The 12,313-nt window shown below is 51.9% G+C and carries 13 protein-coding genes; 4 read left to right on the forward strand and 9 right to left on the reverse strand.

Annotated elements, in window-relative coordinates; translation table 11 throughout:
- Positions 1–92: 92 nt before the first annotated feature.
- On the reverse strand, positions 93–647 hold the full coding sequence (locus tag RDO88_RS07740; RefSeq protein WP_307758829.1) for a 1-acyl-sn-glycerol-3-phosphate acyltransferase: 555 nt from the start codon (positions 645–647) through the stop codon (positions 93–95).
- Positions 648–660: 13 nt separating this feature from the next.
- Positions 661–930, reverse strand: coding sequence for a hypothetical protein (locus RDO88_RS07745; RefSeq protein ID WP_307758830.1), 270 nt, complete (start codon positions 928–930; stop codon positions 661–663).
- Positions 931–1,222: 292 nt separating this feature from the next.
- Between RDO88_RS07745 and RDO88_RS07750 the strand changes: the two genes are divergently transcribed.
- On the forward strand, positions 1,223–2,101 hold the full coding sequence (locus RDO88_RS07750; RefSeq protein WP_307758831.1) for a GH25 family lysozyme: 879 nt from the start codon (positions 1,223–1,225) through the stop codon (positions 2,099–2,101).
- A 60-nt stretch (positions 2,102–2,161) separates the two neighbouring features.
- Here the strand turns inward: RDO88_RS07750 and prmA are convergent, their stop codons facing one another.
- Entirely contained in the window at positions 2,162–3,010 is an 849-nt protein-coding gene (prmA, locus tag RDO88_RS07755) for a 50S ribosomal protein L11 methyltransferase (RefSeq protein ID WP_307758832.1), read from the reverse strand.
- Between the two features lie 226 nt (positions 3,011–3,236).
- Between prmA and RDO88_RS07760 the strand changes: the two genes are divergently transcribed.
- A complete protein-coding gene (locus RDO88_RS07760; protein ID WP_307758833.1) occupies positions 3,237–4,595 on the forward strand; it encodes a hypothetical protein in 1,359 nt (452 codons plus the stop codon).
- A gap of 39 nt (positions 4,596–4,634) precedes the next feature.
- Complete coding sequence (locus RDO88_RS07765; RefSeq protein WP_307758834.1) at positions 4,635–6,323, forward strand: outer membrane protein transport protein; 1,689 nt, start codon at positions 4,635–4,637, stop codon at positions 6,321–6,323.
- 93 nt (positions 6,324–6,416) lie between these two features.
- Here the strand turns inward: RDO88_RS07765 and RDO88_RS07770 are convergent, their stop codons facing one another.
- The 6 genes from RDO88_RS07770 to RDO88_RS07795 form a co-directional block, all read right to left on the reverse strand.
- The gene (locus RDO88_RS07770) at positions 6,417–7,352 is read right to left on the reverse strand and encodes a hypothetical protein (protein WP_307758835.1); all 936 of its coding nucleotides are present in this window, start codon (positions 7,350–7,352) and stop codon (positions 6,417–6,419) included.
- Positions 7,353–7,421: 69 nt separating this feature from the next.
- Positions 7,422–7,895 carry a DUF6108 family protein gene (locus RDO88_RS07775; protein WP_307758836.1) on the reverse strand — a complete coding sequence of 158 codons (474 nt, stop codon included), beginning with the start codon at positions 7,893–7,895 and terminating at the stop codon, positions 7,422–7,424.
- Positions 7,896–7,901: 6 nt separating this feature from the next.
- Positions 7,902–8,363 (reverse strand): hypothetical protein, encoded by a 462-nt coding sequence (locus RDO88_RS07780; protein WP_307758837.1) that lies wholly within the window; start codon positions 8,361–8,363, stop codon positions 7,902–7,904.
- The gene (locus RDO88_RS07785) at positions 8,360–8,878 is read right to left on the reverse strand and encodes a sigma-70 family RNA polymerase sigma factor (RefSeq protein WP_307758838.1); all 519 of its coding nucleotides are present in this window, start codon (positions 8,876–8,878) and stop codon (positions 8,360–8,362) included. Before RDO88_RS07785 ends, RDO88_RS07780 begins: the two co-directional genes overlap by 4 nt.
- A gap of 334 nt (positions 8,879–9,212) precedes the next feature.
- The gene (locus RDO88_RS07790; protein WP_021847577.1) at positions 9,213–9,770 is read right to left on the reverse strand and encodes an NADH peroxidase; all 558 of its coding nucleotides are present in this window, start codon (positions 9,768–9,770) and stop codon (positions 9,213–9,215) included.
- Between the two features lie 54 nt (positions 9,771–9,824).
- On the reverse strand, positions 9,825–10,241 hold the full coding sequence (locus tag RDO88_RS07795) for a transcriptional repressor (protein ID WP_307758839.1): 417 nt from the start codon (positions 10,239–10,241) through the stop codon (positions 9,825–9,827).
- Between the two features lie 148 nt (positions 10,242–10,389).
- Here RDO88_RS07795 and RDO88_RS07800 point away from each other — a divergent pair, with 148 nt between their 5' ends.
- Positions 10,390–12,306: an NAD(+) synthase gene (locus RDO88_RS07800; protein WP_307758840.1), complete on the forward strand. Its 1,917-nt coding sequence runs from the start codon at positions 10,390–10,392 to the stop codon at positions 12,304–12,306.
- Positions 12,307–12,313 lie beyond the last annotated feature (7 nt).

Genomic DNA, 12,313 nt, shown 5'->3' on the forward strand with positions numbered 1-12,313 from the left:
AGAAAGAAACGGATTGCATGGAAAGATTCACAAGGTATCTGTGAACCATCCGTGCAATCCGTGTCCGAAAATAAGTAAATTCTCGATGCTTCTCAGACCTCACCGACGGAGAAGTTTTCAGGATGGCGGCCTCTGAACTGCTTGAAGTAGAGTTTTATTTCGCGCATATCCTTCTCGATGTCGCCCGTCGGCACAAGGCTTCGGGTACATGTGATGGTCTTCGACGGATAGTCTATCCCGAAGAGCATGATGGGCACACGGGCCTGCAGGGCGATGTAGTAGAAACCTTTCTTCCACTCGGAGTTGGCCTTGCGGGTACCTTCGGGCGTGATGGCCAGGTTGAACTGCTTGCTTTCGGCAAAGCGGCGGGCCATCTGGTCGACCAGCGAATTCTTCTTGCCGCGGTTCACAGGGATGCCTCCCATGGCCTTGAACACCAGGTTGAGCGGGAAGAAGAACCACTCCTTCTTCATCATGAAACTGGCATTGCGTCCCAGCGAGCCATAGAAGAGCTTGCCGATGAGCAGGTCCCAGTTGGAGGTGTGGGGGGCGGCACAGATGACACACTTCTCGTGGAAGGGCACCGTGACGACCGTTTTCCAGCCCAGCAGGCGGTGGTAGATAAAACGGCAGAGCTGCTGTTTCATTCCTCCGTCGCGGTTACTTCAGCTGGCCCATGCGGTCCACAATCTCGTTCACCTGTGCGTTGAAGTCCGCACGGAACTTCTTGTAGAAGCCCTTCACGTTGCCCGGTTCGGTGTGGCTGATGCGGCTCACGAATTCATCCTGCATCTTCAGGACATCGGCCATCAGGTTGTCGGCTTTCTGCGGATCGGTACCGGGAACATATAGTTTGTTGACCAGACACTCGGTGAAGAGTTCACCTGCGATATAGTTCACACTTTTCTTCAATGCTTTTCTACTTGCCATAATCTTTCGTTTTTAAGTTAGATCAGTTAGATTTTCGGGCTAAAGATAGTGCTTTATTTGCGATAAGGCAAGCGGCGGGGGTTTTTTTCTGTTTCCTCGTGGAAAAAGCATTGCTTTGTCGGGAAGAAAAGACTGTGTTGCCTTCGGCAAAGCATTGCTTTCCGTGGCTTGTTCAGGGCGGCTTTTTTCTCCAGTCGGGAAAAATATTTTTCCCAGTTGTTCAAAAAAAAATCTCCAGCTGACTAATGTCTCGGAAAACTGCTAACTTTGCACGCGATTTCAGAACGACGCTATGACCGAACCATCCCAAAGAAAGAAAACCGACGGCAAAACAAAGAAACCCGTACGCCGCCGCACGGCTGCTCCGCGAGGCAAGTCTGCCCGAAACAGGCGGCAGGCGGAAGAACGTACCATGCCCGTGTGGGTGCGCAACGTGCTGGCCTTCTGCATCGTTGTCGTTTTTTCGGCCGGTTTCTACTGGTTCTTCATCCGTCCTTATGCCTACCGCTGGAAACCCTGTTACGGGTTGAAGGGGTACGGCGTGTGCATGCCCTGCGACTTCGAAGTGCACGGGGTGGACATGTCGCACTATCAGGGGCGCATCGACTGGCCCCGTCTGGCGGAGCATCGGGCAGGCGAGTTTCCCATCCGCTTCATCTTCATGAAGGCCACCGAGGGCGGCGACCATCAGGACGACACGTTCCGCCAGAATTTCGATTCGGCCAGGGCCTACCGTTTCATCCGCGGGGCTTACCATTACTTCCTGCCACGTACCGATGCGCTGAAGCAGGCAGATTTTTTCATCCGTACCGTGCCGCTCACGGCGGGCGACCTGCCTCCTGTGCTCGATGTGGAGACGACGGGCAAGAAAGACAAGGACGAACTGCAGGCCTGCGTCAAGACGTGGCTCGACCGCGTGGAGGCCCACTATGGCGTGAAGCCCATCCTCTATACTTCCTACAAATTCAAGATGCGTTATCTGGACGATCCGCAATTCGATGCCTATCCCTACTGGATAGCCCACTATTACGTAGATTCCGTGCGCTACCGCGGGCCGTGGCACTTTTGGCAGCATACGGATGTGGGTACCGTGCCCGGCATCGAGAAAGAGGTGGACCTGAACGTGTTCAACGGCACGCAGGCCCAGCTCGATTCACTTTTACTGAAATAATTGAAAATGGAGAATGGAGAATTGAAAATTATGGCTTCTTCATTTTTAAATTATCAATTATCAATTTTTCAATTCAAACTTGACCGTTGCCCAGCGGTTCTTCTCCCTGTATTCTACAAACGTCAGGCCGAGGCTTTCGGCTTCGGAACGGATGGCGGCGATGTCATCGGTATAGAAGCCGCTCATCAGCAGGGTGGCGCCGGGGTTCATGCGGGCGGTGTAGTGCTTCATGTCGGCCAGCAGGATGTTGCGGTTGATGTTGGCTATCACCACGTCGAAAGGTCCCTTGTCGGCCAGCGACGAGGCGTCGCCCTGATAGACGTCGATGCTGTCCAGGTGGTTCAGGGTGATGTTCTCCAGCGAATTGCGGACACACCAGTCGTCGATGTCCACCGCGGTACAACGGGCGGCGCCGCGCATGCGTGCCAGGATGGCCAGGATGGAGGTGCCGCAACCCATGTCTAGCACCGACTTGCCTTGCAGGTCGCTGTCCAGCAGTTCGCCGATGATGAGGCTCGTTGTTTCGTGATGACCCGTACCGAAAGCCATCTGCGGATTGATGACGATGTCGTAGGGTACCTGTGGCACGTCGTGGTGGAAAGTGCTGTGAACCACACAACGGTCGCCTATCACGATGGGCTGGAAGAAATTCTTCTCCCACTCCTCGTTCCAGTCCTTGTCTTCGGCTTCCACATAGCTGTAGGTCACGGTCGTGTCGGGCAGGGGGAAGTCGTCTACTGCCTGCCGCACGGCATCTTCGTCGTACAGGTCCTTCTGGATGTAAGCAGCAAGGCCGTCGGGCTGCTCTACAAAGCTTTCGAAGCCCACTTCGCCCAAGACGGCACAGAGCACGTCGTTGGCTGTCTCCGTGCAGGGCTGGGTGTGGAAGGTGAATTCTAAATATTTCATTGTTTTAATGGGGTTTTGTTAAAATGCGGGGGCGCAGTGGCATCCCGTCGCACAATTTGTTATATCTTTGAATGAGGTTGGCAAAAGCCTCTGTCTGCAAAGATAGGCCGATTTAGGGAAATCCCTATAAAGGCAAGGGGAAAATCTTTGGGAAAAATGGAACTGAGGCACTATTTTTGCAGTACCGAAAGGTAGAATCGTTTGTAAACTATAAACTGACAGATATATGAAGAAGATTGTTTTTTTATCACTTTTAGCCCTGTGCCTCCCGTGGACACTCGCGGCACAGAGTGTGGTGGACGACCTCTATTATGTACCCTCGAAGAAGAAGGCCGAAGAGAAGACCGAAAAGACCGAGGAGCAGGCCGTCCGGAAAGCTCCCGAGAACGTGATTGTGGTAGAGACGCAGAAGCCTGTGGTTTGTACCAACTCGGGTACGACAACCACCGTCGTGGTGAAGGACAAGAAGGGCAACGTGCGCGACGTGGACGAGTACAACCGCCGCTACGACGCGAAGGAGTATAACTTCTCGCAGAACGAAGATACCCTCTACATTGAAGAAAAAGCCGTGCCCGACCCCGACGGTGAGTGGGTGAACGGATTCGATGGTTCGCAGGACGACTATGAATATGCCATGCGCATCATCCGCTTCCGCAATCCGCGCTATGCCATCAGCATCAGCAGCCCGCTCTATTGGGATGTGGTCTATGGCTTGAACTCGTGGGACTGGAACGTCTATACCGACGGGCTGTATGCCTATGCATTCCCTACATTCAGCAACCGCCTGTGGTGGGATTGGCGCTATAACTCCTTTGGCTGGGGTTGGGGCTGGCCTTACTACGGATGGAACTGGGGATGGAGCGGCTGGTATAGCGGCTGGTACGGTGGATGGTATGCCGGCTGGGGAGGCTGGTACGGTGGCTGGGGATGGCCCTATTACCACCATCCGCACTACTATCCGGGCTGGCATCATCCGGGACCCGGTTACTGGGCTTCGCGCGACACGTATACTACACGCCGCTCTTATGGCACGCGTAACGTGTCTTCATCATCCAGAATATCTTCGGGTACTACTACAGTTCGTGGCGGTGCGACTACTCGTCCTGCAACAAGTCAGCGTACTTCTCAGCAGGCCAGACGTACAGCCGGTACTTCTACCGGACGTGTGGTAGGTACTCGTACGACTACTTCTACCCGTCAAGGGTCGGGTTCTGCTGTCCGTACCAGGTCGACCGATGCGCGTCGCAGCACTTATACGAGACCCAGCAGTACACGGAGTGATTCTTATAGTAGCGGTAGCCGGACTTCAGGTGTAAGAATCAATGGCGCGACCGGTTCGAGTCGGAGTGGAGGTTCAGCTACCTATAACCGTGGAAGTTCCACTTCACCTTCACGAACTTATCAGTCATCGTCAAGACGCAGTACCTTTAATACTGACAACAATAACAGTTCGCGTAGTTTTAATACGAACCGTTCTACGACTACTAGCCGTTCTTCTTTCTCTTCCGGTGGCAGTAGCAGTACTCGTTCATCGGGTGGTGGAAGTGCCGTTCGTTCGGGTGGAGGTTCCAGCCGTAGAAGATAACACAATTGACAAGTTTGTAGATTTTAATAGATGGAAAATATGAAGAAACTGATAATAGGAATGTCTGTAGCCTTGTTGGCATGGACACAGACGCATGCACAGACAATCTATGATGCTGCCGATTTTACAGCCAAAGATTTGAATGGTACGGCCCGTTTCGTAGGTATGGGTGGTGCTATGAGTGCGTTGGGAGGTGACATTTCAACAATGGGAACCAATCCGGCCGGTATCGGTATTTATCGGAGTAACGATGCGATGTTTTCTTTCGGTTATTCGGCTTTGAATGCCGATGCCGGTTATTTGGGGAATACCTATTCGGCTTCGAAGAATCGTTGGAACTTTGATAATATTGGTCTTGTCTTTTCTACAAAGATTGGTAACCGGACTACGTTGCGGTATGTGAATTTTGGCTTCAATTATCACAAGGCAAAGACTTTCAACCGCAATATGATGATGGCTGGCGACTTGCAGGGACAATCCCAATTGTTTCAGGTTGCGGGTATGACAGACGGACTGGGGCCTGAGTATTGGAATAACAGTGCCATTTTTGATGATCCGGATATTGGTTGGCTTTCTGCATTGGGATGGGAAGGTTTTCTTGTATCACCCAGCATAACGGACCAGAGAACTGATTATTTGCACCAGGATGCTGACGGTAACCAATATTATATTGATAAGGATAACAATTTGACTTTCGATCCTGTCGGTCCGGATGGAAAACCGAACAGGTTGGCATACGAGGATTATGGTTTTTATACGACGGTAGCCGGTGATTTGCCTTATCTTCGCGAGTACGGTTCTCATGAAAGCGGCGGATTGGACCAATATGATTTCAATGTATCCTTCAACTTGAATGACCGTGTGTATTTGGGAGTAACGGTCGGTGCCTATGATTTGAATTATAACAAGTATACCTTATATAATGAAGACAGCCAGGGACGTGATGGTACGGGATATATGCTTGAGAGTCACAATAACATCAGCGGAGCGGGGGTTGACTTCAAGTTCGGTGCTATTTTCCGCCCGTTTGAATACTCACCGTTGCGTGTCGGATTGGCTTTTCATACGCCGATATTCTATAAGCTGACGCATAGTACATCGGCTATTCTGACTTCAGATTTCTCGGAACAAGTAATCAGAAGCTATGATTACTTGGATGGTGGAGACATGAAGATGGAATATCAGATGAAGACGCCGTGGACGTATAATGTAAGTTTGGGTTATACTGTAGGCAGTAGTTTGGCACTGGGAGCGGAATACGAATATCAGGATTATTCGAATATCAAGTTCAATTATCCCGATGGAATGGCTATGCAGTTTGAAAACCGTCAGACCCAGAATTTTTTGCAAGGTGTACATACGCTGCGTGTGGGAGCTGAGTATAAAGTGATTCCCCAGTTCTCACTTCGTGCCGGTTACAATATGGTGACTTCTGCCTATAAGGATGAGGCTATCAAGGCTTTGCCTGTCAATTCAATCCGAACCGATACGGATTTCATGAATTTGAAATCACAGAACAACTATACATTGGGTATCGGTTATCGGGGTTCATTGTTTTATGCAGACTTGGCATATAAGTTGACTTCACAAAAGGCTGACTTCTATCCATTTGCCTATAGTGAAATGGACAATTCAGGAAATGTAACTTATAAAGAACTTCTTTCGGAACCTGCAAAGGTGAAATTCAGCCGCAGCCAGGTGTTGATGACATTAGGCATACGTTTTTGATATACAATAGTATAAAGAAAGAGGTCGTCTCAAAAAGAAAGATACGTGCTTTTTGAGACGACCTCTTTTTTCATAGGTACTGTCGGGGGCTTTTTACCAATACCAGGCGATACCGAAGGAGTAGGGCGATACGTCGGGACCTTTACCACCTTGGAACATCGTGTTCATGGAGTAGCGGAGGTAAACGCCGAGGTTGCCATATCCGGCCTGAAGCAGGAGGTTGGCTCCGACGGGACGTACATACATGCCTTTGCCCACGGTCTGTTTCTTGCCGCCGTTTACATGGCTGAAGGACTTCACCCCGTGGCGTATCTCAAATTCGGGGCCGAAGTTGAAGAATACGAGCCCCTTGTTCCAACGCTGCTGCCACTCAAGCTGTACGGGGATACGGAAGAAGAAATGGCGCAGGCGGCTGTCGCTGTAGTAGGGAGTTGAGGCGTCGCTGCCTTCGGGTTGCATGTCCTGCCCGTTCTGGAAGTAGCTGCTTCCGTCCTGTTTCAACAAGGCAAGGTCGCCGTCGAAGCTGAACGAACGGTAACCCCAGCTCAGACCGATGTTGACGCCCCAGTGCGGGTTCTTCTTGAAGTTGTGAGAGGCAGCGAGGACATTGAAACCAAATTCCCACGATTCCGACAGGTCGAGGTGCGCCTTGGGGCTGGCACCGAAGCCCATAAAGTTGTCTGCCAGGCGAGAGAACCCCACGAATACTCCTGAGACGTGGGCCTCATATTGGTTGTCTTTCTTCTTTTTGGGGATGAAAGGAAGGGCGTCGAGGAAGGTCCGGCTGTCGGCGTCCACCTTCTCCAGATATACACCTTCGAAGATTTCCACTTCTTTCTGCTCGTCGTCTTCTGTCTGCTGTTCGTAGAGCCTGATGCGCATGTCTCCCTTTCCTCTCAGGATAATGATGGAGTCGCCCTGCGTTTCGACGATGGCTTTCTCTCGTTTGGGTTCGGTGGTTTGTTGGGCTTGTGTACAGACGGTGGCCAGTATCAGGCAGCCGGCTGTGAGGATAGTCTTTGTTTTCATGTTTATATAACGGTTAGTGGTTAGCGATTAGTGATTAGTGATAATTGTTCATTCTTCATTATACATTGTTCATTGTTTATACAGCATTTCCATCAGTTCGTCCTCGTCCAGCGGACCCTCGATATAGACCAGGGTGGCCTTGTCTTCCTTGCCGACTTTGTAGAGGATGTAGCGATTCACTTTCTTGCCCTTCCGGGTAGCACGGCTCAAGCGATAGTAGGCGCTGCGCAGTTCGCCGCTTTCGTTCACCTCCTGCGTTTTCTGTACCTGATGGGTGTCAACAGCCTGCTTGAGGCATTGCACGATTTCCTGTTTGTAGGGAGTTACCTGTTCAAAGACCAGGCTCTTGTAGGCCGTCATGCGGTAGGAGCGTAGGATGCTTCCGTTCAGTTCCACGTAGGTGACGTTTTTCTCGTCCTTGTATTTCTCGAACAAGGTGGCTATCTGCAGGCCCTCCTGGGCGTATGCGGTGAGACCGAAGCAGAGGGTCAGCAGCAAGATGCCGACGAGGCGGCGGTATGCGATGTTTTCTCTTGTCTTCATGATGCTTTAGGGTAATAGGTTGGGTAGTGTGATGGTTTCTTTCAGTTCTTCGTCGGTGAAGCCCACGTTCTGCAGGGCTTCCAGTGCCTTGGCCTGTACCAGTTTCGGGTCGTCGCAGTAGTGTCCGTCGATGATGGCATAACCGGTACGGGCGGGTGTGACGTGGGGCAGCAGGCCGGCGATGCCGATGCAGAGCAGCAGAGCGGCGGCAATGCCTGTGGTCAGATAGTACAGACGGTACAGGCGGGTAGATTTGCGGATACCTGCCGGATGTGTGGCCGGAGTGCTCTCTTCCTTCTGCATTTGCTGGAAGGCTTCGACTTCCCGGTCGATACAGGCAAAGAGCGGGCGGTACACCTCCAGGTGTTCGGGTACCTGGTCCGAGGCGAAGAAACGGCGCAATTCGCGTTCTTCCTCGCAGGTAGTCTGTCCGTCGAAATATTTTTCAAGCAGTTCTTCCGTCTTCATGACTGTTTCCTCCTTTTACGTTCTTGTATGGTTTGCAGGTATATATCCCTCACTTTCTTTCGTGCTCTCGACAGGTTGCTGCGTATGGCCTCGGCACTGCATCCGGTAATCTGGGCAATCTCTTCGCTCTCGTATTCCTCCACGTCTTTCATCCGCATAATGGTGCGTTGGAGCGGGGGCAGCGAATCGATGATGGCCCGTATCAGCCTTGCTTCATCCTTCAGCTCAAGCAGATGGTCTGGTGTGCGGCCGTCGGCTTCGGTCTGCAACCGGTCGATGGAACTGTTGTCCCTGCTGCGCCGCCACAAGTCTATGCAGACATGGTGCGTCAGGGTCATGGCGAATGCCTCGATGCTTCGGTACTGGTCCAACTCCAGCCGGTTGTTCCACAGCTTGAGCAGTACCTCCTGTACGGCATCTTCGGCATCCTCCGGGCTCTCGGTCAGCTTGCGTGCATAGTTCAGCAGTTTGGGACGGAGCGGCAGGACGGTTGTTTTGAATTCTTTGAGTTCCATTTACACCTATAGGACGTTCGGAAAGGCCAAACGTGACATCAAAGGTGCAAAAAAATGGGAGAAAAGACAAAAATAATGCGTTGCTCCGGGGAACCCGTTCCTGAAGACACTACGAGACAGTGCTTTATGGACTTGCGACACGGTGCTTCGTGAGGTTGCGACACAGTGCTTCATGAGGGTGTGACGAAGTGCTTCGTGAGGAGGTGACAAAGCACTGCGTGAGAGGGTGAGAAAGTGTTTTGTGGGGAGGTGATGAAACGGCAGGGGCAAAAAAGAAGAGAGGATGTATCTTCTGGCGATACATCCTCTCTTTGTTCAGGGAATATTCAGAATCTTATTTCTTGAAGTAGCGGTTGTACAGACCCTCGAAACCTTTGCCGTGACGGGCTTCGTCCTTAGCCATTTCGTGAACTGTATCGTGGATGGCATCCAGGTTCAGAGCCTTGGCACGGGTAGCGATGCGCTTCTTGTCTTCGCAAGCACCACTTTCGGCGTTCATACGCTTCTCCAGGTTGGTCTTGGTATCCCATACACAGTCGCCCAGCAGTTCGGCAAACTTGGCAGCGTGCTCAGCTTCTTCCCAAGCATAACGCTTGAAGGCTTCGGCTACTTCGGGATAACCTTCACGGTCGGCCTGGCGGCTCATGGCAAGGTACATACCTACTTCGGTGCATTCGCCCATGAAGTGGTTGTTCAGGTCTTTAATCATTTCGTCGTCGCAACCTTTGGCTACGCCGATTACGTGCTCGTCAGCGAAAGTCAGAGGACCGCCGGCTACGGCTTCTTCCACTTCAACAAACTTGCTGGCAGGAGCTTTACACAAGGGGCACTTCTCGGGAGCGGCATCGCCTTCGTAAACGTAACCGCATACTGTACATCTAAACTTTTTCATTTTTACTCAGTTTTTTAGTTTGAATTAATTAGTCTTATCTTTTTATTGTTTCAATCAATAACAATTTTCTTCCTTACAATGTTTGCAGACACCTCTATAATATAAGTGAATTTCCTGTATTTCGTGGCCTTCCACCTCTGTACAGCCTTCGGCCGAGAGCCCGTCCGGACAAGGCAGATCGTACACTTTGTTGCACACCTTGCAGAGGAAATGGGCATGTGGCGCGGTGTCGCCGTCGTAGCAGGTATTTCGTCCGTCGATGGTGAGTGTCTGGATAGCGGCATGCTCGTCGAGCAACTTCAGGGTGTTGTACACCGTTGTTTTCGACAGGGTAGGCATACCCGGAGCGAGTGCCGTGTAGATTTCGTCCACGGTAGGATGCGTATGGTGGTCCATCAGATATTGCATGATGGCTATCCGCTGTACCGATGGCTTTATGCTGTGGCTTTGCAAACGTTCAATAACATCCATATTCGCTCTTTTCAAAGTTGTAATGATTACATTTTTAATTCCGATGCAAAGATAGTCACTTCTTTCTATTTACCAAAGGTTTTCCCGTTTTTTTCGTGGTCATATTGATAAATTGGTTTATTTTTGCGGTAGTTAAACTTTTTAGGATATGAATTACGGATATGTGAAAGTGGCGGCAGCCGTGCCCCGTGTCCATGTGGCCGACTGTAAGTTCAACGCCGGACAGATAGAGAAGGAAATCATCATTGCCGACGGAAAAGGTGTGCAGATCATTGCTTTTCCGGAATTGTGTATCACCGGCTATACCTGTGGCGACCTGTTTGCCCAGCAGCTTCTGCTGGAAGAAGCCGAGCTGGGGCTGATGCAGGTGCTCAATACGACGCGTCAGCTGGACATCATTTCCATTGTGGGCATGCCTGTCGTCTGTGAAGGACAGCTGCTGAATGCGGCGGTTGTCATCCAGAAGGGGCGGGTATTGGGTGTCGTGCCAAAGACCTATCTGCCCAATTACAAGGAATTCTACGAGATGCGCTGGTTTGTATCGGCTTCCGATGTATCGGCACGGTCGGTACGGTTGTGTGGGCAGGTAGTGCCGATGGGCGATGACTTGCTTTTCGAAACCTCCGACACCACTTTCGGCATCGAGATATGCGAAGACGTGTGGGCGGCTGTTCCACCCAGTTCGTCTCTGGCCTTGCAGGGAGCGGAAATCATCTTTAACCTTTCGGCCGACAATGAGGCTATAGGTAAGCATGCCTACCTGCGTTCACTCCTGAGCCAGCAGTCGGCCCGTTGCCTGGCCGGATATGTGTTCAGCTCGTGCGGGTTTGGCGAATCGACTACCGATGTCGTGTTTGCCGGTAACGGTTTGATTTATGAGAACGGTACATTGCTGGCAGCCAGTGAGCGGTTCTCGCTGGAAGAACAGCTGGTAGTGAGCGAAATCGATGTGGAATTTCTGCGTACGGAACGCCGGGTGAACACGACCTTCGCTGCCTGCCGCAGGCGGGTGGCTCCCGAGGCTGCGGTCAGAATATCGACGGAGCTGGTCAACAGCCGTGAGCTGAGCTTGACACGTACTTACGATCCGCATCCGTTTGTTCCGCAGGGACCCACGCTGGATGAACGTTGCGAGGAAATCTTTTCCATTCAGGTAGCCGGACTGGCGCAACGCCTGACGCATACCAAGGCCAAGAGTGCGGTGGTAGGTATTTCTGGCGGACTCGATTCGACATTGGCGCTGCTGGTCTGTGTCAAGACGTTCGACAAGCTGGGATGGCCGCGCAAGGGAATTGTCGGTGTGACGATGCCCGGTTTCGGTACGACGGACCGCACCTATACCAATGCAATCGACCTGATGACGTCGCTCGGTGTGACGGTACGCGAGGTCAGCATCAGGAAGGCCTGCCTGCAGCACTTCGAGGACATCGGTCACGATGCAGCGGTGCACGACGTGGTGTACGAAAACTCGCAGGCGCGCGAGCGTACGCAGATTCTGATGGACATTGCCAACCAGACGTGGGGACTGGTCATCGGTACGGGCGACCTTTCGGAACTGGCTTTGGGATGGGCTACGTACAACGGCGATCACATGTCCATGTATGGTGTGAATGCCAGTGTGCCCAAGACGTTGGTAAAACATCTGGTGAAGTGGGTGGCCGAAAACGGTATGGACGAGACATCGCGCCGCACGCTGCTCGACATTGTGGATACTCCCATCAGCCCCGAGCTGATACCGGCCGACGAGAACGGCAACATCAGTCAGATAACCGAGGACTTGGTAGGTCCTTACGAATTGCACGACTTCTTTCTTTATCATTTCCTGCGCGGAGGGTTCCGCCCGTCGAAGATCTTCTATCTGGCGGCAAGAACTTTTAAAGGGGTGTACGACGAAGAGACCATCCGGAAATGGTTGCAGACTTTCCTGCGGCGTTTCTTCAACCAGCAGTTCAAACGCTCCTGCCTGCCCGACGGACCGAAAGTGGGCAGCGTTTCCCTCAGTCCGCGAGGTGACTGGCGCATGCCGAGCGACGCTTCGTCCGAAGCATGGCTCAAGGAATGTTAGCCGGCAG

Source organism: uncultured Mediterranea sp. (assembly GCF_902493215.1).
Classification (GTDB): domain Bacteria; phylum Bacteroidota; class Bacteroidia; order Bacteroidales; family Bacteroidaceae; genus Bacteroides.